At 75.3% G+C, this 24236-nt stretch carries 25 protein-coding genes; 11 read left to right on the top strand and 14 right to left on the bottom strand.

Going from position 1 to position 24236, the window contains the following annotated elements; genetic code table 11:
- Nucleotides 1-63: 63 nt before the first annotated feature.
- Genes ACGFZ2_RS21875 through ACGFZ2_RS21840 form a run of 8 tightly spaced genes read right to left on the bottom strand, consistent with a single transcriptional unit; the run spans nt 64 to nt 8910 of the window.
- Nucleotides 64-1047 carry a DNA topoisomerase IB gene (locus ACGFZ2_RS21875; protein ID WP_393456291.1) on the bottom strand — a complete coding sequence of 328 codons (984 nt, stop codon included), beginning with the start codon at nt 1045-1047 and terminating at the stop codon, nt 64-66.
- The gene (locus ACGFZ2_RS21870) at nt 1031-1984 is read right to left on the bottom strand and encodes a glycosyltransferase family 9 protein (protein ID WP_393456288.1); all 954 of its coding nucleotides are present in this window, start codon (nt 1982-1984) and stop codon (nt 1031-1033) included. Before ACGFZ2_RS21870 ends, ACGFZ2_RS21875 begins: the two co-directional genes overlap by 17 nt.
- A complete protein-coding gene (locus tag ACGFZ2_RS21865) occupies nt 1981-2682 on the bottom strand; it encodes an SDR family oxidoreductase (RefSeq protein ID WP_393269521.1) in 702 nt (233 codons plus the stop codon). Before ACGFZ2_RS21865 ends, ACGFZ2_RS21870 begins: the two co-directional genes overlap by 4 nt.
- Nucleotides 2679-4217, bottom strand: coding sequence for a PfkB family carbohydrate kinase (locus ACGFZ2_RS21860; RefSeq protein ID WP_393456285.1), 1539 nt, complete (start codon nt 4215-4217; stop codon nt 2679-2681). The genes ACGFZ2_RS21865 and ACGFZ2_RS21860 overlap by 4 nt, the downstream gene beginning before the upstream one ends.
- A gap of 13 nt (nt 4218-4230) precedes the next feature.
- Nucleotides 4231-4887 (bottom strand): SIS domain-containing protein, encoded by a 657-nt coding sequence (locus ACGFZ2_RS21855; protein ID WP_393456282.1) that lies wholly within the window; start codon nt 4885-4887, stop codon nt 4231-4233.
- Nucleotides 4887-6104 (bottom strand): glycosyltransferase, encoded by a 1218-nt coding sequence (locus tag ACGFZ2_RS21850; RefSeq protein WP_393269515.1) that lies wholly within the window; start codon nt 6102-6104, stop codon nt 4887-4889. The genes ACGFZ2_RS21855 and ACGFZ2_RS21850 overlap by 1 nt, the downstream gene beginning before the upstream one ends.
- Nucleotides 6089-7066: a glycosyltransferase gene (locus ACGFZ2_RS21845; RefSeq protein ID WP_393269512.1), complete on the bottom strand. Its 978-nt coding sequence runs from the start codon at nt 7064-7066 to the stop codon at nt 6089-6091. The genes ACGFZ2_RS21850 and ACGFZ2_RS21845 overlap by 16 nt, the downstream gene beginning before the upstream one ends.
- Entirely contained in the window at nt 7063-8910 is a 1848-nt protein-coding gene (locus tag ACGFZ2_RS21840; protein WP_393456611.1) for an HAD-IIIA family hydrolase, read from the bottom strand. The genes ACGFZ2_RS21845 and ACGFZ2_RS21840 overlap by 4 nt, the downstream gene beginning before the upstream one ends.
- A gap of 148 nt (nt 8911-9058) precedes the next feature.
- On the opposite strand from ACGFZ2_RS21840, the gene ACGFZ2_RS21835 reads away from it, so the two are divergent.
- The 3 genes from ACGFZ2_RS21835 to ACGFZ2_RS21825 all read left to right on the top strand — a co-directional run bounded on the left by ACGFZ2_RS21835 (nt 9059) and on the right by ACGFZ2_RS21825 (nt 11388).
- Nucleotides 9059-9487 carry an SRPBCC family protein gene (locus ACGFZ2_RS21835; RefSeq protein WP_393456279.1) on the top strand — a complete coding sequence of 143 codons (429 nt, stop codon included), beginning with the start codon at nt 9059-9061 and terminating at the stop codon, nt 9485-9487.
- Nucleotides 9484-10482 (top strand): SDR family oxidoreductase, encoded by a 999-nt coding sequence (locus ACGFZ2_RS21830; RefSeq protein ID WP_393456276.1) that lies wholly within the window; start codon nt 9484-9486, stop codon nt 10480-10482. The genes ACGFZ2_RS21835 and ACGFZ2_RS21830 overlap by 4 nt, the downstream gene beginning before the upstream one ends.
- 138 nt (nt 10483-10620) lie before the next feature.
- Nucleotides 10621-11388 (top strand): polyprenol monophosphomannose synthase, encoded by a 768-nt coding sequence (locus ACGFZ2_RS21825; RefSeq protein WP_357697678.1) that lies wholly within the window; start codon nt 10621-10623, stop codon nt 11386-11388.
- A 536-nt stretch (nt 11389-11924) separates the two neighbouring features.
- Here the strand turns inward: ACGFZ2_RS21825 and ACGFZ2_RS21820 are convergent.
- Complete coding sequence (locus tag ACGFZ2_RS21820; RefSeq protein WP_393456273.1) at nt 11925-13529, bottom strand: phytoene desaturase family protein; 1605 nt, start codon at nt 13527-13529, stop codon at nt 11925-11927.
- A gap of 72 nt (nt 13530-13601) precedes the next feature.
- Here ACGFZ2_RS21820 and ACGFZ2_RS21815 point away from each other — a divergent pair, with 72 nt between their 5' ends.
- The gene (locus ACGFZ2_RS21815) at nt 13602-15035 is read left to right on the top strand and encodes an aldehyde dehydrogenase family protein (protein ID WP_393456270.1); all 1434 of its coding nucleotides are present in this window, start codon (nt 13602-13604) and stop codon (nt 15033-15035) included.
- Between the two features lie 61 nt (nt 15036-15096).
- On the opposite strand, the gene ACGFZ2_RS21810 is transcribed toward ACGFZ2_RS21815, so the two are convergent.
- The gene (locus tag ACGFZ2_RS21810) at nt 15097-15498 is read right to left on the bottom strand and encodes a ChaB family protein (RefSeq protein WP_393456267.1); all 402 of its coding nucleotides are present in this window, start codon (nt 15496-15498) and stop codon (nt 15097-15099) included.
- A 164-nt stretch (nt 15499-15662) separates the two neighbouring features.
- Between ACGFZ2_RS21810 and ACGFZ2_RS21805 the strand changes: the two genes are divergently transcribed.
- The 4 genes from ACGFZ2_RS21805 (at nt 15663) to ACGFZ2_RS21790 (ending at nt 17973) form a co-directional block, all read left to right on the top strand.
- Nucleotides 15663-16643, top strand: a complete 981-nt coding sequence (locus ACGFZ2_RS21805; RefSeq protein WP_393456264.1) for a YihY/virulence factor BrkB family protein — start codon at nt 15663-15665, stop codon at nt 16641-16643.
- A 44-nt stretch (nt 16644-16687) separates the two neighbouring features.
- Nucleotides 16688-17104 (top strand): DUF2795 domain-containing protein, encoded by a 417-nt coding sequence (locus tag ACGFZ2_RS21800; protein ID WP_357452113.1) that lies wholly within the window; start codon nt 16688-16690, stop codon nt 17102-17104.
- Nucleotides 17105-17156: 52 nt separating this feature from the next.
- Nucleotides 17157-17618: an SRPBCC family protein gene (locus tag ACGFZ2_RS21795; RefSeq protein ID WP_350706327.1), complete on the top strand. Its 462-nt coding sequence runs from the start codon at nt 17157-17159 to the stop codon at nt 17616-17618.
- A gap of 94 nt (nt 17619-17712) precedes the next feature.
- A complete protein-coding gene (locus ACGFZ2_RS21790; RefSeq protein WP_393456261.1) occupies nt 17713-17973 on the top strand; it encodes a hypothetical protein in 261 nt (86 codons plus the stop codon).
- Nucleotides 17974-18137: 164 nt separating this feature from the next.
- Here ACGFZ2_RS21790 and ACGFZ2_RS21785 read toward each other — a convergent pair whose 3' ends face one another.
- Nucleotides 18138-19382 (bottom strand): MFS transporter, encoded by a 1245-nt coding sequence (locus ACGFZ2_RS21785; RefSeq protein WP_393456258.1) that lies wholly within the window; start codon nt 19380-19382, stop codon nt 18138-18140.
- A gap of 154 nt (nt 19383-19536) precedes the next feature.
- On the opposite strand from ACGFZ2_RS21785, the gene ACGFZ2_RS21780 reads away from it, so the two are divergent.
- Nucleotides 19537-19749, top strand: a complete 213-nt coding sequence (locus ACGFZ2_RS21780; RefSeq protein WP_350682944.1) for a hypothetical protein — start codon at nt 19537-19539, stop codon at nt 19747-19749.
- A gap of 45 nt (nt 19750-19794) precedes the next feature.
- Here the strand turns inward: ACGFZ2_RS21780 and ACGFZ2_RS21775 are convergent, their stop codons facing one another.
- Complete coding sequence (locus ACGFZ2_RS21775) at nt 19795-20364, bottom strand: TetR/AcrR family transcriptional regulator (RefSeq protein WP_357697665.1); 570 nt, start codon at nt 20362-20364, stop codon at nt 19795-19797.
- A 74-nt stretch (nt 20365-20438) separates the two neighbouring features.
- Between ACGFZ2_RS21775 and ACGFZ2_RS21770 the strand changes: the two genes are divergently transcribed.
- Nucleotides 20439-22208, top strand: a complete 1770-nt coding sequence (locus ACGFZ2_RS21770; RefSeq protein ID WP_393456254.1) for an ABC transporter ATP-binding protein — start codon at nt 20439-20441, stop codon at nt 22206-22208.
- 90 nt (nt 22209-22298) lie between these two features.
- On the opposite strand, the gene ACGFZ2_RS21765 is transcribed toward ACGFZ2_RS21770, so the two are convergent.
- Nucleotides 22299-22748 (bottom strand): hypothetical protein, encoded by a 450-nt coding sequence (locus ACGFZ2_RS21765; protein ID WP_393269480.1) that lies wholly within the window; start codon nt 22746-22748, stop codon nt 22299-22301.
- Between the two features lie 163 nt (nt 22749-22911).
- On the opposite strand from ACGFZ2_RS21765, the gene ACGFZ2_RS21760 reads away from it, so the two are divergent.
- Nucleotides 22912-23289 (top strand): DUF6401 family natural product biosynthesis protein, encoded by a 378-nt coding sequence (locus ACGFZ2_RS21760; protein ID WP_393456251.1) that lies wholly within the window; start codon nt 22912-22914, stop codon nt 23287-23289.
- An 84-nt stretch (nt 23290-23373) separates the two neighbouring features.
- Here the strand turns inward: ACGFZ2_RS21760 and ACGFZ2_RS21755 are convergent, their stop codons facing one another.
- Nucleotides 23374-24234 (bottom strand): hypothetical protein, encoded by an 861-nt coding sequence (locus ACGFZ2_RS21755; RefSeq protein ID WP_393456248.1) that lies wholly within the window; start codon nt 24232-24234, stop codon nt 23374-23376.
- Nucleotides 24235-24236: the final 2 nt, after the last annotated feature.

Raw genomic sequence — 24236 nt, 5'->3', positions numbered from 1 at the left:
ACCCGGACTCGTCCTGGACCCCGGCCCCGTCGCCATTCCCCCCAGGACCGACGGCGGGGCCGGTCAGGCCTCCTCCAGCAGTTCCAGGACGATCTGCTCGGCCTTCTCCCGGGGCGTCCGCCCGTCGACCGGGGCCACCACGCCGTCGTGGTAGAGGTCGACCACACGCGGGTCGACGTAGGACGTACGTGCCACGGTCGGGGTGTTGCCGAGCAGCTCCGCGACGTTCCGCATCACCCCCGCGACCGCCCTCCTCCGGGCGGTGACCGAGCGCTGCGACCCCGCCGTCGCCAGCGCGGTGGCGGCCAGCACGGTGGCGTGCCAGGTCCGGAAGTCCTTCGCGGTCATCTCCCCGCCGCTGGCGTCGCGCAGGTACTCGTTGACCTCGTCGCTGCGCACGTCGCGCCAGTCCCGGCCGTCCCAGTAGCCGAACAGCCGGTCGGCCGCCCGCCGCCGGCGCCGCAGGTTGGTCAGCACCCGGCACAGCTCCGGGTCCTCGATCCGGCGCACCTGCTCGATGCCGCCCTTGGCGGGAAACTCGAACACCACGCAGCCGCCCCGGGACCGGGCGTGCTCCGGTCGCAGGGTCGACACCCCGAAGGTCGGGTCGTCGCCGGCCGCGTACTGGTCGCTGCCGACCCGGAACATGCCCATGTCCAGCAGCCGGGTGACGGTCGCCAGCACCCGGTCGCGGTTCAGCCCCCGGCCGGAGAGGTCCTGCCCGACCCGCTCGCGCAGCACCGGCAGCCGGCGGGCCACCTCCAGCACGTGGTCGAACTTCGCCTCGTCCCGCTTCTGCCGCCACGTCGGGTGGTAGAGGTACTGCTTGCGTCCCGCCGCGTCCACGCCGGTCGCCTGGATGTGCCCGTTCGGGTGCGGGCAGATCCACACGTCCCGCCAGGCCGGCGGGATCACCAGCTCCCGCAGCCGGCCCAGCGCGTCCGGGTCGCGGACCGGCTCGCCGGCCGGGTCGAGGAAGAGCCACCCCTTGCCGCGCCGGCGACGCCCGTACCCGGGCCTGCCCGGATCGCTACGCCGCAACCGCACCGGAAACCCGCACCGCCCGTTCCGCCTCGTCCACGGCGGCCACCACCTCGTCGACACCCACGGCCGCCAACGTCGGATGCGTTCCTACCCCGTCCCACCTCGGCCAATCCCGTGCGCCCGCCCACAGCACCCGGTGCCGGGGGCGGTCCGGCGGCGGCCCCCACCGTGCCGGCGGGACCGGGCCGAAGAGCACCACGGAGGCGGTGCCGTAGCCGGTGGCCAGGTGCGCCGCGCCGGTGTCCCCGCAGACCACCAGCCGGGCGTACGCGACCACGGCCGCCAGCCCGGCCAGGCCCGTCCGGCCGGCCAGCACCGCCGTGCCGGGCAGCCCCGCGTCGTACGCGACCCGCTCGGCGAGCGCCCGCTCGTCGGCGCTTCCGGTCAGCACCACCCGGTGCCCCCGGCGGGTCAGCTCCCGGGCGAGCGCGGCGAACCGCTCCGCCGGCCAGCGCTTCGCCATGACCTTGGTGCCGGGGTGCAGCACGGTGGCCCCGGTCGGGGCGTCCCCCGTCGGCGGCCGGCGCAGCCCGAGGTCGGCCGGGTCCGCCGCCGTCCCGTACCAGCGCAACAGCCGGCACCAGCGGTGCACCTCGTGCTCGTCGTCGGCCCAGTCGGGACCGTCGTGGTGGCCCGCGGCGGGGTTGGCGAAGGCGAACAGCCGGCCGGGCCGGGTGTCGGCGAGCACGCGGTGGGACTCGGGGCCGCGGCCGTGCAGGTTGACGGCGATGTGGGGCCTTCGCACGGTGGGGTCGAGGCGGCCGAGGCCGTCGGTGGGCACCAGCCGGTCGACGCCGCCGACGAGGCCGACCAGCGGGGCCAGCCAGGCGGGCGCGGCGAGGGCGAGTTCCTGGTCGGGGTGGGCGGTGCGCAGGGCGCGCAGGGCGGGGACGGCGGTGGCGAGATCGCCGACGCCGAGGGCGCGCAGGGCGAGGATCACGGGTAGGAGGTTTCCTGTTCGGCGCAGACGACCATCTCGCGGACGGCGCAGCCGGGCGGCTGGGTGAGGGCGAACATGACGGCGGCGGCGGTGTCGGCGGGGTCGTTGAGGTTGGCGTCGGGGCCGGGCCGGTACTGGGGGTCGCGGTCGTCGAAGAAGGCGGTGCGCATGCCGCCGGGGATGAGCAGGGTGACGTTGACGGTGCCGGCGAGTTCGGCCGCGAGGGCGCGGGTGAAGCCGACGACGCCGAACTTGGCGGCGCAGTAGGCGGTGGCGTCGCTGACCGCCTTCACCCCCAACGTCGAGGCGACCGTGACGATGCTGCCCCGGGAGCTCTCCAGGAACGGCAGGGCGGCCCGGACGACGGCCGCCGTGGCGAGCAGGTCCACGGTCACGACGCGGTCCCAGGTCTCGCCGGGGAGGTCCGCCAGCCGGCCCGGCACGTCCACCCCCGCCGCGGTGACCACCGCGTCCAGCCCGCCGGAGCGCTCGGCGAGCTGCCGGGTGGCGGCCTCGGCGGCCCGGGTGTCGGCCAGGTCGCACTCCACCCACGGCACCCCGTCCGCCGGCGCGTGCCGGTCCAGCACCACGGGCCGGCCGCCGGCCCGGGCCACCGCCGCGACCACGGCGGCGCCCAGGCCACTCGACCCGCCGGTGACCAGCACCGTCTGCCCGGCCCCGGGCGGCGCGCCGCTCACCGGGTGCCCTCCGCCGTGCTCGGTCGCTGCGCCGACGCGCCCCCGGACCCGGGGCCGGGGCCGGGCGGCGGACAGGCCGGCGGCACGGTGTCGGTGAGCGGCGGCGCGTCGGCCGGACCGGCGGCGGGGCCGGCCGACCGGGCCGCGGCGATCAGCCCGGTGGTGGAGCGGCCGTCCAGGTACGGCACCACCACGGTGTGCCCGCCCCAGCGGCGCAGCACGTCCGCCTCCGGCAGGGCGGGCTCGCCGCCGTCGCCGGCGTAGTCGCCGCCCTTGACCCAGACGTCCGGCCGCAGCCAGGACAGGGCCGCGCGCGGGGTGGACTCGTCGAAGATCATCACCGCGTCGACGCAGCTCAGCGCCGCGAGCAACCGGGCCCGGTCGCCCTGCGGATTCACCGGCCGGTCGGGGCCCTTCAGCCCGGTCACGCTCGCGTCGGAGTTGAGGCAGACGACCAGGCAGTCGCCGAGCTGCCGGGCGGCCTGCAACGTCGCCACGTGGCCGGCGTGCAGCAGATCGAAGCAGCCGCCGGTGGCGACCACCGTGCCGCCGGCCGCGCGTACCGCCGACACCACGGCGGCGGCCGCGGCCACGCCGACCCGCTCCCCACCGGGGCTGGACACCGCCGGCGGCAGCGGACGCGCCGGCGGCAGGGCCGTCGCCACTCCCCCGCCCGCCACGTACGCCGACGCCTCCGCGACCGCCTCCTGCACCGCCTCGGAGACCAGCGCGCCCCGCGCGAGGGCGAGGCTGGCAGTGGCGGCGAACCGGTCGCCGGCCCCGCAGGTGTCCCCCTCGGCGGTGGTCGGTGCGGAGACCACCAGCGGGGTCGAGCCGGCGTGGCAGAGCAGCGCGCCGTCCCCGCCCAGGGTCACCGCGACCGCGCCGGCCCGCCAACGCTGCCGCAGCGCCTGCGCGCCCCGGGACGCGGTCGCCAGCCGGGTCGCGCCGGGCGGGGACTTGACCAGTTCCCGCACCTCGGACTCGTTCGGGGTGGCCAGGTGCACCCCCGGCACCGCCGCCGGTCCCCGCGGGTGGGGGTCCCAGACCACCGGCGCCCGGGTCTCGGCGAGGGCCACCCGCAGCGCGGGCTGCCGGGCCACCCCCCGACCGTAGTCGCTGACCAGCACGGCGGAGGCCCGGGCGATCACCCGCAGCACCGCGTCGGAGGGCTCGCCCGGCGTGCCGGCGGCGCCGCCCCGGTCGTGGCGCAGCAGCACCCGGCCCCGGGCGCGCAGCCGGATCTTCTCCGGTGTGCCGCCGCCCAGGCCGAGGGCGTACACCTGCACCCCGGCGGCGTCGAGCAGCGAACTCAGCCGGGCCCCGCCGGCGTCGTCCGCCAACGCGGTCACCAGCACCACCTCCGCGCCCTGAGCGGCGGCGAAGACCGCCGCCAGTCCGGCGCCGCCGGGCCGGTCGACGTGGGCGGTCTCGTCCAGCACCGGCACCGGCGAGTCCGGACAGAGCCGGTTCACCACCCCCTCGACGTCGCGGTCCAGCAGGGTGTCGCCGACCACCACCACGGGTCCCGTCACGCTTCCCTCCTCATCACGCGTCGACCTGCTGACCTGCCCCACCGTCGAGCACCACCTCGACCCCGGTCCGCACGGGCGCCCCCGGCCCGGCGAGCGCCGTCGGCAGCGCCTGCTCCACGTACTCGCAGAGCAGGTGGCTGGTGACGAGGTGGAGTTCCTGGACGACCTGGCTGTCGGATGAGGGGACGGCGAGGGTGTCGTGGCAGAGGTCGGCGAGGGGGTTGGGGGCGGGTCCGGTGAGAGCCCAGCAGCGCAGGCCGGTGTCGCGGCCGGCCTGGGCTGCGGCGAGGAGGTTGGTGCTGGTGCCGCTGGTGGACAGCAGCAGGAGGATGTCGTCCGCGCGCCCGTGGGCGCGCACCTGGCGGGCGAAGACCTCGTCGTAGCCGTAGTCGTTGCCGATGGCGGTGAGGGCGGAGGTCTCGGCGTGCAGGGCGATGGCGGACAGCGGTCGGCGGTCGTCGCGGAGTTTGCCGACGAGTTCGGCGGTGAGGTGTTGGGCCTCGGCGGCACTGCCGCCGTTGCCGGCCACCAGCAGCCGGCCGCCGTCGACCAGCCGACGCGCCAGGGTCTCCCCCCACCCGGCCAGCAGCTCCTCGTACTGCCGGAAGGGCAGCAGCGCCGCGGCCAGGTTCGCGAGGTGCGCGTCGAGCGGCGTCGGGGCCGCCGCCATCAGGCCACCACCCGGGTGGGCCGGCGCACCGCCGCCACGTCGCCGTAGACCTCGACCAGCCGCTCGGCGGTGGCCGCCCACGAGTACCGCCGCCGGGCCCGTTCCCGCGCCGCGGCCGCGTACGCGAAACGGCGGATCCGGTCGTCGAGCAGCCGCTGGATCGCGGTGCCCAGCGCGTGCGGGTCCCGGGCCGGGACCAGGTCGCCGGTGACGCCCTCGACCACGGTGTCCTTGATGCCGCCCACGGCGGTGCCCACCACCGGCACCCCGCACGCCATCGCCTCCAGCGGGGTGAGCCCGAACGGCTCGTACCAGGGGGCGGCCACCAGGACGTCCGCCGAGCGGTACCAGCGCCCCATCTCCTCCCTCGGCACCGCGCCGACCAGCTTCACCCGGTCGGCCACCCCGCAGGTGCCGGCGAGGGCGCGCAGCCGGCGGGCGTACGGGTCGGTCTCCAGCAGGCCGGCGGGCGGACCGCCGACCACCACGCACTCGGCCCCGGGGACGTACGCCATCGCCCGGACCACGGTCTGGAAGCCCTTCCGCTCGACCAGCCGGCCGACGGTGAGGATCCGCGCCCGGCCGTCCTCCTTGTCGGCGGTCGGGCCGAGCGGGGCGAACGTGCCCAGGTTGACCCCGGACGGGACGACGGTCATCCGGGACCGGGGCACGCCCATCCGGACCAGCTCGCCCACCTCGTCCTGGCACTGCGCGATCACCCGGTCGACCGAGCGGCCCAGCTCCCGCTCGTAGCCGATGCGGCGGGCGGGGCTGGTGTCCTGCACGCCCTGGTGCCGCCGCTTCACCACGCCCAGGGCGTGGTACGTCTGCACCACCGGCACCCCGGTCTGCCGGCTGGCGGCCAGCGCGGCGAGGCCGCTCATCCAGAAGTGCGCGTGGATCACCTCGGGCATCCAGTCCCCGCCGCGCCACCGGTCGACCAGCCACCGGCTGAACTCCTTCATGTGCGGCAGCAGCGCGTCCTTGGCGACCGGCTCGGCCGGCCCCGCCGGGACGTGCACGACGTCGTAGCCGTCGGCGCTGCGTACCGTCACGGGCAGGTCCACCGCGTCGCGGCGCGTGTAGACCCGCACGTCGTGTCCGGCGGCCGCGAGCGCGGCGGAGAGCTCGGCGACATGCGTGTTCTGACCGCCGGCGTCCTCGCCGCCCAGGATGGCGAGCGGGCTGGCGTGCTCCGAGATCATCGCGATGCGCATACTTCCTCCTCCAGCAGCCGGTCCCAGTCGGCGAGGAAACGGTCGAGGCCGTAGCGCTCCCGGGCGGCGGCGCGGGCCACGGCCCCCGCCCGGCGCGCCTCCGCCGGCTCCTCGACGAACCGGCGGGCGGCGTCCAGCAGCGTGTCGACCCGGGTGGACAGGGCTCCGGCGCCGGGCGGCACCGCCGTCACCGCCTCGGTGGCGGCCAGCGCGACGACCGGCATCCCGATCGACATCGCCTCGATCAGGCTCAGCCCGAGGGACGTCCACCGGCACAGGTGCAGGTACGCCCGCCGCCGCCCCAGCTCGGCGTGCATCCGGTGCTGGGGCACGTCGTCGTGGCTGGCCAGCCGGTCGGCCGGCAGACCCAGGTGGTCGGCCAGCCCGGCGACCCGCATCCCGAAGACGTCGAGCGGGGCGATCTCGGCGAACCGGGGCAGCAGGTCGGTGCCGGTGACCCGCCAGCGGCGTACCGGCTCGTTGATCACCACCGCCAGCCGCTCCAGCTCGCCGGTGTACTCGACGGTGGGCGGGACGATGCCGTGGTCGACCACGGTGGTGCGGGTGGCGCCGGTGTCCCAGAACAGCTCGTTGAATGCGGTGACGTGGGCGATGAGCAGGTCGTCCCGGTCGGCCATGGGGTGGCGGCTGTGGGGGACGTCGCCGTCCTTGGGGGTGTTGTGCTCGACGTAGACGGCGGGGATGTCCTGGCCGGGGCGACGGCCCAGCCACTCGGTGGCGAGGTCGAGTTCCTCGGGGCGTTGGAGGATGACGAGGTCCACGTCGGCCGTGCGCAGGTGGTCGGGGGTGACCTCGACGGCCGTGTCCGGCCAGGGGTAGGTGCGGGCGCGGCCGAGGCCGTAGGGGCCCCGGTCGGGGGTGACCGGCACGAGGTAGCGGTGCTTGCCGTGCACGAACGAGGTGGTCCAGGAGCCGTGCACGTGCCACAGCAGGACGTTCATCGGCCGCTCCCGCCGGTGCTGGCCGCCGCCTGCACGCGGCCTCCCGCGCCGCCCCCGTCGCGCGCCGGCAGGGCCGCCGGGGCCACCCCGAGCAGCCGCAGCGCGTCGAGCACCTGCCCGGCCCCGACGCCGCTGAGGCAGGGATGCCCGGGCACGGGACACCGGGCGGCCCGGGTGTCCCGGCAGGGGGCCTCGGCGTCGCCGAGCCGTACGGTCGGCACCCGCCACGGCCCCCACTGTCCGAACGAAACGGTCGGGGCGAAGAGGCTGACCACCGGGACGCCGTGGGCGGCGGCGAGGTGGGCGGGGCCGGTGTTGCCCACCACCACCGCGCCGGCCCGGGCGACGGTGGCGGCCAGCTCGGCGAGCCCGGTCCGCCCGCCGAGGTCGACGGCGTCGTCGCCGGCCACCTGGGCGGTCAGCTCCCGCTCGCCGGGACCGCCGGTGACCACCACCCGGTAACCGGCGCCGGTCAGGGTGCGGGCGATCCGGGCGGCCAGCTCCGGCGGGCAGCCCCGGGCCTGCGCCGCCGAGCCGGGGTGCAGCACCACGTAGCCCGGTTCGCCGGCCTCGGGCGGGGGCTGCGGCGCCGGGCGCAGGCGCAGGGCCGGTTCGTCGTGGTGGGCGAGGGTGTAGCCGGCGGCGGCGGCGAGGGAGAGGGCACGCTCGGGTTCGGGTACGCCGGCCGGGACGCGGTGGCGCACGTCGAGCAGGGCGCCGGGGTAGTCGTCGCTGATCGCGCTGATCCGGCCGACCCCGGCCAGCCGGAGCAGCAGGGCCAGGGGCAGGGCGGACTGGTGGAAGCTGGTGAAGATGACCGCCTCGTCGGCGCCGACGGCGGTCAGCCGATCCGTCAATGTCGCCATGTCGGCCGGGTCGACCGGCTCCGGGGTGGGGTCGATCCAGGGCAGCGGGTGTTCGACGATCTCGTCGATGCCGGGCAGCAGTTCCGCGGCGGCCCGCCCCCGGGGCCCGCACAGCATCACCACCCGGCCGGCGGTGGCGGCGACGGCGCGGATGCCGGGGCCGGTGACCAGCACGTCCCCCGCGGAGTCCGACCGCACCACCAGCACCGTCCCGCCCCGCTCCCGCCGGCCGACCGGCGGACCGGTGCCGGTCCCGGTCCACCGGGAAGGTCGAGTGCCGGCCCGGCCGGGGTTGGCCGGGTCGAGGGCCGGCTGGCCGTAGGTGGCCGGGTCGAGAGCCGTCTGGCGGCGCAGGATCTCCGCCACCGCCGCCGGCAGGTCCGCCGCGACCTGCGGGGCGGCAGCCACCTCGTGGGGTCGGGTCACCGGCGTGGGCACGAGGATCCCCGCCGCCCCCGCCGCCAACGCCGCCGTCATGTCCCGGCCAATGTCACCCACCAGCACACACCGCGACGGCACCGTGCCCAACTCCCGGGCCGCGGCGTGCACCAGCCCCGGCGCCGGCTTGCGGCACCCACACCCGTCACCGTCGTCGTGCGGGCACACCAACCACGCGTCGAACCGCCCCAGCAGTTCCTCGACCCGGGCGTGCACCGCCCGCATCTGCGCCTCGCCGAAACAGCCCCGCGCCAGACCCGACTGGTTCGTCACCACCGCCAGCTTCAGGCCGGCGGCCCGCAACCGGTCCAACGCCGCCCGCGCCCCCGGCATCGGCCGCACCTTCTCCGGGTCACCGTTGTACGGCACGTCCTCCACCAACGTGCCGTCGCGGTCGAGCAGCACCGCGTCGAACAGGACGGGGCCGGACGCGGCCCGGTCAGCGCCGGCACAAACCCGGGCTGACCTGCGCTGATCCGGCTCCACCTGGTCCTGTCGCACAGCCGGCGGGTTCCCGGCGCCCAGGGGAGTAAACGTCATCTTCAACGCGCCGCCGCGTCACCCGGGCCGCGGCGTCCAGACGCCGGCCCGGGGTGGCGTTACCCGTCGCCCCGGAGAAGCTAACCCGCGGGCGCTGTTAGGCCGGGCCGCGCCAGGGTATGGGGACGCAGTGGCGATTGTGGAGAAAGTGATCGAAGCTCGCCCGGAGCAGGTCTGGGCGGTGCTGGCCGACGGGTGGACCTACAGCGACTGGGTCGTCGGCACGGTGCACGTCCGGGACGTGGACGACGCCTGGCCCCGAGTGGGCACCCAACTGCACCACAAGGCGGGGCCGTGGCCGCTCTCCCTCCAGGACTCGTCCACGGTGCTCGCCTGCGAGCCGCCGCGCCGGCTCGTGATCCGCGCCGGGCTCTGGCCGGCGGGTGAGGCGATCGTGGCCTTCACCCTCGAACCGGTCGGCGACGGCGCGACCCGGGTGCGCATCGGCGAGGACTTCGCCGCCGGCCCGCTGCGCTGGGTACGCAACAAGATCAACGACCTCGTGCTGCACCAGCGCAACAGGGAGACGCTGACCCGGCTGACGGACATCGCCAAGCGGCAGAAGGCGGACGGATGACGCAGACCGTGGTGGTGACCGGGGCGAGTGCCGGCGTGGGACGCGCCGTAGTCCGCCGGTACGCCGAGCGCGGCGCCCGGCTCGCGCTGCTCGCCAGGGGCGAGGCCGGCCTGGCCGCCGCCGAGCGGGACTGCCGGGAACTGGGCGCCTCCGAGGTGCACGCCTACCGGGTCGACGTGGCCGACGCCGGCGCGGTGCAGCGGGCCGCCGACGACGTGGCGCGCCGGTTCGGCGGGATCGACGTGTGGGTGAACAACGCGATGGTCTCGGTCCTCGCCCCGGCCTGGGAGATCCCCGCTCCGGAGTTCCGCCGGGTCACCGAGGTCAACTACCTCGGCACCGTGCACGGCACCCTCGCGGCGCTGCGCCACATGCGGGCGCGCGGACGGGGCGCGATCGTGCAGGTCGGCTCGGCGCTGGCCTACCGGGGGATCCCGCTGCAGTCGGCGTACTGCGCGAGCAAGCACGCCATCCAGGGCTTCAACGACTCGCTGCGGGCGGAACTGCTGCACGACTGCCCGGGCGTGAGGCTGTCGATGGTGCAGCTCCCGGCGGTCAACACCCCGCAGTTCTCCTGGGTGCGCACGCGGCTGCCCCGGCATCCGCAGCCGGTGCCCCCGATCTTCGCGCCCGAGGTGGCCGCGAAGGCGATCATCTGGGCGGCCGACCACGGGCCGCGCGAGCTGAACGTGGGCGGGCCGACCTGGCGGGCCCGGCTCGGCGACATCCTGGCGCCCGGCCTGCTGGACCGGAAGCTCGCCCGTGACGGCTACGACAGCCAGCAGACCGGGACGCCCGTCGACCCGGCCACCTGGCGGGACAACCTGGACCGCCCCGGCGACGACGAGCGGGACCGCGGCGTGGAGGGCGTCTTCACGGACCGGGCCCGCACCCGCTCGGCCGCCCTCTGGGTCGGTACGCACAAGCCGGCCGTCTCCGTCGCCCTCGCCGGCCTGGCCCTGGCCGTCACCGCCCTCACCCGTCGCCTTCGCTGATCCACGGAGCACCGCTCAGGCCCGTCCTCGCTCCCACCAGGGGGCGGATGACCGGCGGAACGGGGTGCCTTTTCGACCCGGATGTGGCAACTGGCTACGCTCTCAGGGAGTCCTGTCCGCCGACCGAGGATGTCCGACATGATCGAACCCGTGCAGTTGCCCGCGCCCTGGCGGGACGCACGCCTGACCGTCGTGGTTCCCACCTACAACGAGGCGGGCAACCTCCCGGTGCTGGTCGAGCGGCTCCTGGCCCTGCCGCTGCCGGGCCTGAAGATCCTCGTCGCCGACGACAACTCCCCTGACGGCACGGGCGAGGTGGCGGACAAGCTGGCCATCGAGCACCCCGACCGGATCGAGGTCGTGCACCGCGCCGGCAAGGAGGGCCTGGGCCGGGCGTACGTGGACGGGATCGGGCGCGCGCTGGACGGCGGCGCGGAGTACGTGGCGCAGATGGACGCCGACCTGTCGCACCCGCCGGAGGCGCTGCCGGGCATGCTCGGCGCGCTGCTCTCCACCCAGGCGGGCGTGGTCATCGGCTCCCGGTACGTGCCCGGCGGCGAACTCGACGAGAACTGGCCGCTCTACCGGCGGGCGCTCAGCGGCTGGGCCAACCTCTACGTGCACACCCTGCTGCGGGTCCGGATCCGCGACCTCACCGCCGGCTTCAAGATCTGGCGGGCGGACGCGCTGCGCGACATCGGCCTGGAGCGCGTGCAGTCCAACGGCTACAGCTTCCAGGTGGAGATGCACTACCTGGCCACCAAGCTGGGGCACACCATCCTGGAGGTGCCGATCCGCTTCGAGGAGCGGCGCGACGGCGCATCCAAGATGACCACCGCCACCAAGATCGAGAGCGCGCTGATGCCGTTCAAGCTGCGCACCAAGCACCGCAACGTCGAACGCTGAGACACCGGGAACGGCCGGGCGCCGGGCGCGGAACCGTCCCGCGCCGACGGCGCGGGACGCGGGGCGACCGGCGCCGCCTCGGCGCGGCGCGCGGTTCGGTGCGCGGCGCGGTGCGGCAGCCGATCCGCCCCGCCGAGCGCCGTCCACTCGCCCATCGCCGTCACGGATTGTCACGTCACGCTCCGTGACAATTGCTCCCGAGTCGCTGGACTACCGGTTTGGCGCTTTGCTCTGCACCCATCCACGCACCACCACCTTGACCTGCCCTGATCCGGCAGCGGTCCGGGAAGCCTCGGTCGCGTGGTGTTACCGACGGTTGCCGGTGCGTACCCGGGTGCAGAGCAAAGGCGAATTGTAGGTGGTCCGGGAGACGCACGGGCCATCACTCTTGGTAGGCCCGAGCGCACGAACCGCCGTGCCACCGCCGGGCCCCGTTGCCGCCGACGGGGCAGCAGAGCCGCCAGCCAGCAGCCAGCAGCCAGCAGCGGCATCTTCGACAAACTGGTGACGGCAGCGTGGGTCAGCCGCCGGTCCCGTCAGCGGTAGATCGCGCGGTGCGCCGCGTCGATCGTGGCGGCATACACCGGACCGGTGAGGGCGCGGTCGCGGACCAGGGCGGCGCGGGCGGCGTTCGCGCCGGGGGCGCCGTGCACCCCGCCGCCCGGATGCGCCGATGCACTCGCCAGGAACAACCGGTCCACCGGGGTGTCCGCGCGGCCGAGGCCGGGGATCGGGCGCAGGAAGAGCTGCTGGTACGCGGCGGAGGTGCCGCCGCCGACCGCCCCGCCGACCAGGTTCGGGTCGCCTGCCTCCAGGTCGGCCGGCCCGGCCACGTGCCGTCCCACGATCAGGCTGCGGAAACCGGGCGCGGCCTCCTCCAGCACCCGCTCCATCCGGTCGACGTGGTCGGTTATCTCCTCGGCCCGCCAGTGCCGGCGGAACGGCAGGTGCGTGTACGACCAGAGCGACTCGGTGCCCGGCGGCGAGTGGCTGGGGTCGGCCACCGACATCTGTCCGACCAGCAGGAACGGGTCGCGCGGGACCTCCGAGCGGGCCAGTGTGGCCGCGTAGCCGGTCAGCCCGTTCAGGTCCGCCCCGAGGTGCACGGTGCCGGCGGTGGCCACCGCGCGGTTGGTCCACGGCACGGGCGCGGACAGTGCCCAGTCCACCTTCAGCGTCGAGCCGTCCCACCGGAAGTGCGCCAGGTCCTCCACCAGCCGGGGCGGCAGCGCCGCCGCACCGACCAGGTCCAGGTAGAGCGCGGGGGCGGGGACGTCGGCGAGCACGGCCCGGCGGGCCCGCCACAGGGCGCCACCGACGGTGCGCACGCCCATCGCCCGGCCCCGGGCGGTCAGCACCCGGTCGACCCGGGCGCCGTAGAGGATCCGGCCGCCGCGCTCGGTCAGCCGGGCCACCAGCGCATCGGTGATCTTCTGCGCGCCGCCTTCGGGCACCGGCCAGCCGACCTGCTGGCCGAGCATGGCGAGCAGCCAGCCGTACACGCCCGAGCCGGCCTCCTCCGGCGACAGGTCGGTGTGCAGGGCACAACCGGCCAGCAGCGCGGGGCCCCCTTCCCCGTCGAAGAGCTCGTCACCGAGCTTGCGGACCGGCACCACCAGCCGCCGGGCCAGCCGCAGCGCGCCGGAGACCCGCAGCCGGCGCAGCAGGGCCAGGCCGCCGCGCACCGGCGGGAACGGCCTGGTGATGGTGTCCAGCATCGGCTCGGCGACCGGCCGCCAGTCGTCGTACGCCTGCAGCCAGCGCTTGCCGTCGCCGGGCGCGAACGCCTCCAGCGAGGCCGCGGTCGCCTCCGGGTCGCGGTTGAGCACGGCCGCCCGACCGTCGGGCAGCAGGTGCGCCAGCACGTCCGGCGAGTGCCGCCAGCGCAGGCCGTACCGGTCGAGCTCCAGCCCGCGCAGCACGGGCGAGGCGTAGCCGAGGGGGTAGAAGGAGCTGTAGAGGTCGCTGAGGTAGCCGGGGGCGGTCACCTCCGCGGAGCGCACCGCCCCGCCGGGCGCGGCGGTGGCCTCCAGCACCAGGACGTCCCAGCCGGCGTCCGCCAGCAGGTTGGCGGCGACCAGACCGTTGTGACCGGCTCCGACGACGACGGCGTCCGCGCTCTCCGTGCCGGGCGAACTCATCCGGTCCGCCTACCCTGCCAGCAACCGGGCGAAACGCGTTTGCCTCGTCGGGGCACGGGGATCCACCGCCGCATGTACACGGTTGCGCAGCTCATAGGTGGAGTGTGGGGCGCGGGCGGCGAGGGGGGCGAACTGGTCGTACGCGATCCGGCCGACGGCTCCCCGGTCAGCTCCGTGCCGGTGGCGACGGCGGACGAGGTCGGCAAGGCGGTGGAGGCGGCGCGCGGCGTCGCGGCGGAGTGGGCGGCGACCGCCCCCGCCGAGCGCGTGGCGGCCCTGCACCGGGCGGCGGACGCGGTGGCGGCGGTCGCCGACGATCTGGCCCGCGCGACGACGGCCGAGATGGGCAAGCCCCTCGCGGACGCGCGGGGCGGCGTGGAGGCGGGCATCGGCACGCTGCGACAGTACGCGGAGCTCGCCCCGGTGCGCGGCGGGCGGACCCTGCACGGCGACACGCACGCCCTCGACTTCATGGTGCCGCAGCCGCGCGGGGTGGTCGCCGCGATCACCCCGTGGAACGACCCGGTGGCGGTCTCGTGCGGGCTGCTCGGCGCCGCCCTGGTCACCGGCAACGTGGTGCTCTACAAGCCGAGCGAGCGCGCCCCGGCGACCGGCTGGCTGCTGGCGAAGGCGCTGGACTCCGCGCTGCCGCCCGGGGTGCTGTCGCTGCTGACCGGCGGCCCGGAGGTCGGGGCGGCGCTGGCCGCGCAGGAGGTCGACGTGGTCGCGCACGTCGGCTCCACCGCCACCGGGCGCGCCATCGCGGCGGCGGCGGCGCGGACCGGCGCCAAGGTGGTGTTGGAGAACGGCGGCAGCGACCCGCTGGTCGTGGACGGCGACGTCGACCCGGTGTGGGCGGCCGGGCAGGCGGCGACGGGCGCGTTCGCCAACGCGGGGCAGCTCTGCGTGGCGGTGGAACGGATCTACGCGCACCGGGACGTCGCCGAGGACCTCACGGGGTCCCTCGTGGAGCGGGCGCAGCGGCTGCGGGTCGGCCCGGGCGCGGACCCGGCGACCGAGCTGGGGCCGCTGGTGGACCGGCGGCACCGCGACCACGTGCACGGGCAGGTGACCGCGGCGGTGGCGGAGGGGGCCCGGATCCGCACCGGCGGGACGCTGCCCGAGGGCCCGGGGGCGTTCTACCCGGCGACGGTGGTCACCGACTGCCGGCACGACATGACGCTGGTGCGCGAGGAGACGTTCGGGCCGGTCGCCGCGATCGTCGTGGTCGACTCGTTCTCCGAGGCGCTGCGGTGCGCCGCCGACTCCCCGTACGGGCTGTCCGCCACGGTGCTGACCGGGTCGATGAGCCACGCCCAGCGCGCCTGGCGGGAGTTGCCGGTGGGCACCGTGAAGATCAACGCGGTGTTCGGCGGGGCGCCGGGCGGTGCCGCGCATCCGCGCCGGGGCAGCGGCCACGGCTTCGGGTACGGCCCGGAACTGCTGGACGAGTTCACCGCCACCAAGGCGGTGCACATCGAGGCGCCCGGCGGCGGCCACTGGTGAGCACTCGCACGCAGGGGCTGCCCGCGGTCGGGCAGCCCCTGCGTCGTACGCGATGGTGGCCTCAGCGGCCGCGGGCCTTCGCGGTCTGCCGGTTGTTCGCCTTCTCGATGGCCTTGACCAGTTCGGGCTTGGTCATGCTCGACCGGCCGGGGACGTCCAGCTTGCGGGCCACCTTCATCAGGTGGTCCTTGGTGGCGTTGGCGTCCACCCCGCCGGCGGTGGGCGCCCGGCGCTCCGGTCCGCCGCCGGCCGCCTGGCGGTCGCTCGGGCCCGTGCGGCCCTTGGGCTCCCAGTGGTCGCCCACCTTCTCGAACTCGTGCTTCACCGCGGCGAAGGCGGTGCGGTGCGCCCGCTCCCCCTCGCCGTACGTCTCCACGGCCGAGTCGTGCGTCTTCTCCCAGGTGCGCTGCGCCTTCTCCGGGGAGCGTCGCAGCGTGCTGGGCAGTACCTCGCGCCCGGGCATCTCGTCCTCCTCCGCGTCGATGGGTTCTGCTTTGACCGTTCCCCCACCGCCGGTCGGCAAACCGGGCGGCCGGGTTTGTCGTTTTCCGGCCGGGGGTACCGGCGGGGCCAGGCTGAGCCGGAAGCACCCGGGCGTCCGGCGGCCGGGGGCACAGGGGGCGGGCCATGACGACGACGGAGCCCGGCACGGCGCGCACCGGGGAGCAGCGGCTGCGGATCCCCCGCAGGGTGCGGCAGTTGAGCTGGCGGACCTGGCGCGGGGTGCTGGTGCGCAGCGCGCGGAACTTCGTCAAGGACAACTGCGCGGACTGGGCCGCCGCGCTGACCTACTACGGCGTGCTCGCGCTGTTCCCGTCCACCATCGTGGTGGTCGCCCTGGTCGGGCTGGTCTCCAACGGCGAGCAGACCGTGGACACCGTGCTCGACCTGGCCCGGGACATGGGCGCCGGCTCGGTGGTGGCCAATGAGGGCTTCGTCTCGGTGGTCCGGGGCGTGGTCGACCAGAACGACTCGGCCAGCGTGCTGCTGAGCTTCGGTCTGCTCGGCGCGCTCTGGTCGGCGTCCGGCTTCATCGGGGCGTTCACCCGGGCCTCCAACGCCGTCTACGGCGTGGCGGAGGGGCGGCCGGTCTGGAAGCTGCGGCCCATGCAGATCGGGCTCGCGGCGGTCTCACTGGTGCTGCTCGCCGTCGTCGCCACCGGCCTGATCGTCAGCGGCCCGGTCACCGACGCCGTGGGCGACCTGCTGAACGCCGGCGGGCTGGCCCGCACCGCCTGGAGCGTCGCCAAGTGGCCGGTGCTGGCCATGGTCATGATGGTGCTGCTGAGCCTGCTGTTCTGGATCGCGCCGAACGTCCGGCAGCCACGGTTCCGCTGGCTCACCCCGGGCGGGGCGGTCGCCCTGGTGTCCTGGGTCGTCGCCTCCTTCGGCTTCGGCCTCTACGTGGCCAACTTCGGCTCGTACGACGCCACCTACGGCAGCCTCGGCGCCGTGATCGCGTTCCTGGTCTGGCTCTACCTGTCCAACTCGGCGCTGATGCTCGGCGTGCAGATCAACGCCGAGTTGCAGCGGGGCCGCGTGCTCCAGGCCGGCGAGCCGGACCCGGACGAGCCGGTCCTGCCCCCGAAGACGCCCGCCGACGCGTGACCGCTGCCGGTTTACCGCCGGTGCCACCGGGTAGCGCAGAAGGCATGGAACGTGGCAGCAGCAAGCACGGACCGAGGGTCGACGAGCAGATGAGCCGGGAGGTCAGCGGCCTCGTGCAGGGGCCGGGGACCGGCGGCTCGCGGGTCGACGAGTCCCGTGTGCCGGAGCCGGCCGGTGAGGACCAGCCGGAGCCTACGACGGCCCCGGCCGGCGAGTTGCGTACGGGCGCGCCCAAGGGGATGAGTTCCCAGGACGTCGAACGGCGCAGCCGGCTCGGACGGTTCATCACGATGGCCGCCCTGCCGGGCGACCGGGAGGCGCTGATCGCCAACGCGCGGGACAACGACGCGCCGGCGGACATCCTCGCGGAGCTGGAGCGGCTGCCCGAAGGCACCCGTTACCAGACGGTCTCCGAGGTGTGGGCGGCGCTCGGCCACAAGAACGAGACGACCCGCTGGTGACCGGATCCCCGCACGATCCGGCCCGACACCGGCGGACGAAGGAGGATGCCTGATGAGTGGCGTTACCGAACACGTGGACGTCTCCGTCCCGGTGCGCACCGCGTACGACCAGTGGACCCAGTTCGAGGAGTTCCCCCACTTCATGGAGGGGGTGCAGGAGGTCCGGCAGCTGTCGGACACGATGACCCACTGGACCGTCGAGATCGCCGGGGTGAAGCGCGAGTTCGACGCCGAGATCACCGAGCAGCTCCCCGACGAACGGGTCGCCTGGCGCTCGACCGGCGGCACGAAGCAGGCCGGCGTGGTGACCTTCCACCGGCTGGACCCGGACACCACCCGGGTCACCCTGCAGCTCGAGTTCGAGCCGCACGGCGTGGTCGAGCAGGCCGGCGACAAGCTGGGCATCGTCGACCGGCGCGCCAAGGGCGACCTCGATCGGTTCAAGCAGTTCATCGAGCGGCGCGGTCAGGAGACCGGCGCCTGGCGCGGCAGGGTCGACCGGCCGCAGCCCTGATCCCCCGCCCCCCGGGCAACGAACTCCGATGGCCGCCGGCTCCCCCGGCGGCCATCGCCGTTTGCGGGGAGCGGGCCCGGGTACCGCGATGGGTATGACGGACGAGAACACGGTGTGGCGGGACGAGGAACGGATTCCCCTGCCGGAACTGGACAAGGCCGTCGCCCGGTCGACCCTGGACGGCCAGACCGACGACGCGACGGGCAACGACGCCGGCGAGGAGGCCGCGTTCGGGCACGGGCCGGAGGCGGTGGACCGCGGCGGGCAGGCCGCCGGGGCGGGCCGCGAGCCGACCGACCCGCAGCGCGCCTACCGGCCCTCCACTACCGGACGGACCGGCCCCGACACGATGTGAGCCGCGGCCGGCGCGGCGGTCACCCGGCCGCCCGCGTCGGTCCCCCTCAGCGGGCCGCCGGCACCGGCCGATCGGCGCCCTCGGCCGGGGCTGGCGCCGTCCCGCTCAGCGGGCCGCCGGCACCGGCCGGTCAGCACCCTCGGCCGGGGCTGGCGCCGTCCCGCTCAGCGGGCCGCCGGCACCGGCCGGTCGGCGCCTCCGGCCCGGTGGCGGTCGTGCTGCCGGCGGGTGCCCGCCGCGTGCAGCGCGATCAGCGCCAGCGCGAGCACGACCAGCGCCGGCCCGAGCAGCTCGACCGAGGTGTTGCCGAGCAGCACCCCGACCCCCGCCGGGACGAGCGCCCCGCCCAGCCCGGCGGCGCCGATCTGGAGCCCGATGGTCCGGTCCGCGTGCGCCGCGCCCACCCGGTCGACGGTGGTGAGGGTGAGCAGCGGGAAGACCGGGGCGGCGGCGAACCCGACGACGAACAGCCCGGCCACGGCCAGCCAGGCCGGGGCCGGCACCGCGATCAGGGCCGCGCCGACGGCCATCCCGACCAGGCTGCCCCGCAGCACCACCCCCGCGCCCAGCCGCTCGGCCACCACGCCCTGCACCACCCGCCCGACGAACAGGCTCCCCCAGTAGCCCGAGACGCAGACGCCGGCCACCGCCGCGCCGAGGTCGCGGCCCTCGGTGAGCAGCAGGAACGCCCAGAGCCCCGCGGCCACTTCGATCGCCACGTAGACGGCGAAGGCCAACGCGCCGATCCAGACCGCCGGCAGCCGCAGCGTCTCGCGTACCGGCGTGACGGTCGGCGGGGCGACGGGCGCCGCGCCGGCCGGGGGCCCGGCGGACTCGCGGGCCGGGGCCCGGTCCCGCCAGGCCCGGACGGTCAGCGCGAACGCGACGGCCAGGACGAGCTGGGCCGTCGCCACGAGGCCGTACCCCCAGCGCCAGGCCAGCCCCGCGCTGAGCGCCCCGGTCATGATCAGCGGTCCGAGCGCCACCCCGAGGCCGAAGAAGGCGTGCATCCAGTTCATGTGGCGCGGACCGAAGGCGCCGGCGGCGTACGCGTTGAGCCCGGAGTCGATCGCGCCGGAGCCCAGACCGAGCACCAGGGCGCAGCCCACCATCAGGGCGAGGCCGGGCGTCAGCGCGTAGCCGGTGAGCGCGAGGCTGGCCAGCAGGGTGCTGCCGGCGAGCAGCCAGCCGACCCCGAGCCGGGCCAGCGTGAAGCCCGCCAGCACGCTGGAGGTGAGGTAGCCGACGGTCCCGGCGGTGAGCACCAGGCCGACGGCCTCGGTGGGCACGCCGAAGTCGGCCCGGATCGAGGGCCAGCCCACCCCGATCAGCCCGTCGGGCAGGCCGAGGCTGACGAAGGCGAGGTAGGCCAGCAGGAGCAGCGAGGCGCGGGGCGGGACAGTGGGCACGGACGACCATCCTGCCTCGTGTCGCCGGCGCCGCGACCGGGCCTCCCCCGCAGGGACAAAAAGTGCGGTCCGGACGGGTGGAGAAACGGACAGCTCATCCAGAATCGGCCGTTCGGCTGACGGCAACCCCTGGGTCGCGCGCAAGACTTTCGGGATGCAACAGGGCTCCGGCTTCCTCTCCACGCGTCAGCGCCGCCTGGCTTGGCTCGGCTTTCTTCTCGCCGCGCTCCAGGCTCCCGTCTCCGCCAAGCTGGTCTCGGACGACTCCTGGTTGTTCAGCCTCTGCGTGGCGCTGATGGTGGCGACCGTGATCATCGCCGACGACGCGGCCCGGCGCCGCCCGGCCGACGCGCGCTCGACGGACTAGGCGCGACGGCAGCGCCGCGGACATCGCGGCCCTCGCCGCGCGGGATCAGCCCGGCTTGACCGCGATCGCGCCGTCGACGGTACGCAGGATCAGGCGCAGCGTCTCGTGCCGGGAGGCGCCGGTTTCGGCGACGTAGGCCCAACCGGCGTACAGCTGGGACCAGATCAGGCTCTGCACCCAGCCCGCCGGCAGCTCCGGGTCGATGGTCCCGTCGTGGTGGCCGCGCTGGACCATCGCGGCGAACTCCGGATCGCAGCCGGCCGGCCCCTCGGTGGCCGGGGCGGCGAGGCCCGGCTCGGTGAAGATCAGCGAGAGCAGGCTGCCGAGGTCGAAGTACTCCTGGCAGAGCCGGCGCACGGCCGACGCCCCGCTGCCCTCGGCCATCCGCGCCTGGGCGGTCGCGCGGGCCAGCCGGGCAGCGGCCTCAGTGCCGACGGCGGCGAGCAGGTCGGCACGCTCGGCGAAGTAGCGGTGCAGCGTCGTACGCCCCACGTCGGCGGCGGCGGCGATGTCGCCGAGGGAGGCGGCGGGGTTGCGCCCCAGCACCTCGATCGCCGCGCCGACGATGGCCTGGCGGGTCCGGGCCCGACTGCCGGACACCTGCGTATCGGTCACGCGGCGAGGATAGCAATACGTCGTTTTCGGTATAGCGCTTGACTGGATTGGAACACCACTGTTCCATTCAGGGCATGACTTCCTCCGCGCTTGCGCTACCCCGGTTACGTACGCTCGCGTCGTTCCTCGCCCCGCACAGGCGGACGATGGCCCTCGGGCTCGTGTTGGGGCTCGCCGCGAACGCGGCCGGGCTCGCGACGCCGATGGTCACCAAGTGGGTCCTGGACACCCTGGGCACCGGCGGGTCGATGGCCCGCCCGATCTGCGTGCTGCTGACGCTCGTCGTCGGCGGCGCGGCCATCTCGCTGTGGCAGTGGCGGCTGCTCGGGACGCTGGCCGAGCACATCGTGCTCGACGCCCGGGCCGCGATCGTCCGGCACTACTTCCGGGCCCGCGTCGGCGACCTGCAACGCCGGCCCACGGGCGAACTGGTCACCCGGGCCACCTCCGACACGCAACTGCTGCGCGAGGCGTCCGGCAGCATCGTCGGCCTGGTCAACGCCGGCATCGCCCTGCTCGGCACGCTGGTGCTGATGGGCGTGCTCGACCTGTTCCTGCTGGGCTGCACCATCGTGGCCGTGCTGGTCGTCGCGGCGGTCATGGGCGCGCTCATGCCCCGCATCGCGACGGCGCAGGCCGCAGCGCAGGAGTCGATGGGCACGCTCGGCGGCGCGCTGGAGGGGGCACTGCGCGCGATCCGGACGGTCAAGGCCAGCCGGGCCGAGGCCCGGTTGACCGAGCGGATCGTCGCCGACGCACGGCAGGCGGCGGCGCACAGCGTACGGGCGGCGCGGGTGACCGCGTCGGTCTGGACCGTCGCCTGGACGGGGATCCAGCTCGCGGTGATCGCGATCCTGGGCATCGGCGCCTGGCGGGCCCAGCGTGACCTGCTGGAGATCTCCAGCCTGATCGCGTTCCTGCTGTACACGTTCCAGCTCATGGGGCCGATCACCGAGCTGACCCAGAACACCACGGCGTTGCAGGCCGGGATCGCCGCGGCGGGGCGGATCCGCGAGGTCGAGACCATCCCGGTCGAGCCGGCGGGCCCCGTGTCCGCCCCGACGGAGCGCCCGGGCATGCCCGACGCGGAGCAGCCGGTGCTGGTGTTCCGTGGGGTCACCGCCCGGTACGGGCCGGACGCGCCCGCTGCGCTGCACGACATCGACCTGGCCATCCCCCGGCGCGGGCACACCGCGATCGTGGGGCCGTCGGGGGCCGGCAAGACCACGCTGTTCTCGCTGATCCTGCGCTTCCTTGAGCCGGAGCGGGGGCAACTGCTCCTCGACGGCCGCCCGTACGCGGCCCACGGACACGACGAGGTGCGGGCCCGGCTCGCGTACGTCGAGCAGGAGACCCCCGTGGTGCCCGGCACCATCCGCGACAACCTGCGCTTCACCCACCCGGACGCCACGGACGAGGAGATCCGGGCGGTTCTTCGCGCCGTCCGGCTCGACGACAAGGTCGATTCGCTGCCGGACGGACTGGACACGTCGCTGTCGTCGACGGAGGTGTCCGGCGGGCAGCGCCAGCGCATCGCCCTGGCGCGTGCCATGCTGCGCACCCCCGACGTGCTGCTGCTCGACGAGGCGACCGCACAGGTCGACGGGCTGACCGAGGCGGCGTTGCAGGAGTGCGTCCGACAGCGCGCGGCGGCCGGGGCCGTGGTGACCATCGCGCACCGGCTCTCCACCGTGCTCGACGCCGACCGGATCGTGGTGATGGAGCACGGCCGGATCCGGGCCCAGGGCACCCACTCCGAGCTGCTGGCCGGCGACGACCTCTACCGCCGGTTGGTCGCGGCGCTGCGCATCGCGGCCGAGGAGCACGCGGTGGCGGCACGCTAGCGCTCTGCCGAGCGCGCCTCGCGGCCGGGCGGCCCCCTGGGCGCCCGCGCAGGGCCGCTTCCGGCGCGCCTCGTGACCGGAGGAAGGCCGCTAGCCCGCTCCGCCGGGGCGCGCCTCGTGGCCGGGGCGGCCCCGGCTCCGCCGCCGCTCCTTCATCTCCGCCTCGTAGAGGTGCCGGCGACCGCCGACCAGTTCCTCGCGGGCCGCCCGGTCCAGGTCGCGGAAGAGGGCGTGGTACCCGTCGTCGAAGTCCTCGACGATCTGGAACGTCCAGCGGCCGGCGATCACGTTGCGGCCCAGCAGCTCGGTGTCGATGCGTTCGGCGATGTGCGGGTGCCCGGCGGCGCGGAACATCTCCACGGCGTCGTCGAGCATCAGGTCGGCGTGCCCGACGAGCTGGTGCAGCGAGTAGAGGTGGCCGCGGACCCGCTCGACGCACTCCAGCGCCTCGCTGAGCTTGCCGAGCGCGGCCACCGTCTCGTCGCTGACCCCGGCCGGCCGGCGGTGCCGTTCGTCCGGTCCGTCCACGTGCTGTCCCATCCGTTCCTCCACGGTGTCGGCTGCGCCCGTCCGGGCGGTTCTCCTCCTGCCCCGCCCGCGCCGGGTCAATCCCGGCGGGCCGGGTTGACCGATCGGTGGAGGACCAAAAACCCGCCGAGTGGCCGAGGTCGACCGGGGAATCGGCCGGATAGCCTCGTTTCCCATGCGTGTGCCCTTCAACCGGGTCGAGGCCCGTTCCGCCGCCAGGTCGGCGCGAGCCACCCTGGCCCTCCTGTCCACCTCGGTCGGCGTCGAGGGGCTGGCCGCCGCCGCGGCGCGGCCTGGGCTGCTCGCCCTGGTCGACCAGCACGCCGCGGCGGTGCGGGAGAGCCTGGACGGCGACCGGCGGTCGCTGAGCGCCGCCGCGCTCGCGGGCTACGCGGAGGGCATACGCGCGGCCGCGCTGGAGCACGGCTGGGAGCCGGCGGCGGCGCCGGTGGACTGGTCCGAGCCGGACTGGCTGCTCACCCGGCTGCTCGCGGTCTGCGCGCTGGCCCGCTCGCTGGGCACCCCGGCGCCGGGTCCGCTCCCCAGCGTCTGAGCGGGCCGACCGCGTCCACCGGCGTGCCGGAGGGGCGCCCGCCACGTTCGCGGACACCCCTCCCGACCGGCGTCACCGGCGTGGTCAGCGGCGGAACTGCTGGGTCTCGTCGCCCACGTTCCCCGACTGGTAGGTGCCGCGCCCGCCGGCCGTCGTCGACTCCTGCGGCATGACCTGCGTGCGCTCGGCCGCCGCCCGGTCGGCCATCTGCCGGCCGACGTCGGTCTGGCCGGCCTCCCGGGCCCGACGATGCTCCTGCACCGCCCGCGACTCCTCGGCCATCCGGTTCAGCCAGCCGTCCCAGCGGTTCTGCATCGGCTTCACCAGACCGCCGCCGACGCCGACGATCAGGATGCCGGCCACCGTGGCGAGCACCGCGATCAGCACCGGTGTGGTCACCGTGGTGGCGATGCCCACCTGGTTCAGCGCGGCGATCACACCCAGCGCGAGGATGAAGATCGCCGTCAGGTCGGCCAGGACCTTGCCGTACGCGAGCCCGCCCAGCGCCCCGGTGACCAGATCCCGGACGGCGTTGGCGATCGCGGCGGCCACGACGACGATGATGATCGCCACGAAGGCGCGTGGCAGCCAGGCGACCACGCCGCGGATCAGGTCACTGATCGCGTTGGGTCCCCAGACCCCGAAGGCGAACTGCAGGGTGAACAGCAGCACGGCGTAGTACGCGAGTCTCGCCAGGATGTCGCTGGCGTCGTACTTCGTGCGTTCCAGCGCGCGCTTGATGCCGCCCCGTTCAACCGCTTTGTCGAAGTTGACCCGTTCCAGCGCCGCGTCGACGATTTTCAGCACGGCTCTGGCGATGAGCCATCCGACCACGAGGATCGCGATGAACGCGACGGCCCGCGGTATGAACAGCAGCACCGACCTCCACATGTCGGCCACGGCGTCGCCGATGTCGACCTGCCTGACCGCGAGGGTTTCCGGCATGA

Source organism: Micromonospora sp. NPDC048063, assembly GCF_043202855.1.
Lineage (GTDB): Bacteria > Actinomycetota > Actinomycetes > Mycobacteriales > Micromonosporaceae > Micromonospora.
This window is presented reverse-complemented; position numbering and strand designations above follow the sequence as displayed.

Bases quoted from the DNA above. Each gene is read 5' to 3' on its own strand.
- ACGFZ2_RS21755 (WP_393456248.1), bottom strand. From the start codon at position 24,234: ATGCCGGAAACCCTCGCGGTCAGGCAGGTCGACATCGGCGACGCCGTG.
- ACGFZ2_RS21830 (WP_393456276.1), top strand. From the start codon at position 9,484: ATGACGCAGACCGTGGTGGTGACCGGGGCGAGTGCCGGCGTGGGACGC.
- ACGFZ2_RS21820 (WP_393456273.1), bottom strand. From the start codon at position 13,529: ATGAGTTCGCCCGGCACGGAGAGCGCGGACGCCGTCGTCGTCGGAGCC.
- ACGFZ2_RS21855 (WP_393456282.1), bottom strand. From the start codon at position 4,887: ATGGCGGCGGCCCCGACGCCGCTCGACGCGCACCTCGCGAACCTGGCC.
- ACGFZ2_RS21810 (WP_393456267.1), bottom strand. From the start codon at position 15,498: ATGCCCGGGCGCGAGGTACTGCCCAGCACGCTGCGACGCTCCCCGGAG.
- ACGFZ2_RS21800 (WP_357452113.1), top strand. From the start codon at position 16,688: ATGGAACGTGGCAGCAGCAAGCACGGACCGAGGGTCGACGAGCAGATG.
- ACGFZ2_RS21795 (WP_350706327.1), top strand. From the start codon at position 17,157: ATGAGTGGCGTTACCGAACACGTGGACGTCTCCGTCCCGGTGCGCACC.
- ACGFZ2_RS21840 (WP_393456611.1), bottom strand. From the start codon at position 8,910: ATGACGTTTACTCCCCTGGGCGCCGGGAACCCGCCGGCTGTGCGACAG.
- ACGFZ2_RS21825 (WP_357697678.1), top strand. From the start codon at position 10,621: ATGATCGAACCCGTGCAGTTGCCCGCGCCCTGGCGGGACGCACGCCTG.
- ACGFZ2_RS21780 (WP_350682944.1), top strand. From the start codon at position 19,537: ATGCAACAGGGCTCCGGCTTCCTCTCCACGCGTCAGCGCCGCCTGGCT.
- ACGFZ2_RS21770 (WP_393456254.1), top strand. From the start codon at position 20,439: ATGACTTCCTCCGCGCTTGCGCTACCCCGGTTACGTACGCTCGCGTCG.
- ACGFZ2_RS21790 (WP_393456261.1), top strand. From the start codon at position 17,713: ATGACGGACGAGAACACGGTGTGGCGGGACGAGGAACGGATTCCCCTG.
- ACGFZ2_RS21845 (WP_393269512.1), bottom strand. From the start codon at position 7,066: ATGAACGTCCTGCTGTGGCACGTGCACGGCTCCTGGACCACCTCGTTC.
- ACGFZ2_RS21765 (WP_393269480.1), bottom strand. From the start codon at position 22,748: ATGGGACAGCACGTGGACGGACCGGACGAACGGCACCGCCGGCCGGCC.
- ACGFZ2_RS21850 (WP_393269515.1), bottom strand. From the start codon at position 6,104: ATGCGCATCGCGATGATCTCGGAGCACGCCAGCCCGCTCGCCATCCTG.
- ACGFZ2_RS21760 (WP_393456251.1), top strand. From the start codon at position 22,912: ATGCGTGTGCCCTTCAACCGGGTCGAGGCCCGTTCCGCCGCCAGGTCG.
- ACGFZ2_RS21805 (WP_393456264.1), top strand. From the start codon at position 15,663: ATGACGACGACGGAGCCCGGCACGGCGCGCACCGGGGAGCAGCGGCTG.
- ACGFZ2_RS21815 (WP_393456270.1), top strand. From the start codon at position 13,602: ATGTACACGGTTGCGCAGCTCATAGGTGGAGTGTGGGGCGCGGGCGGC.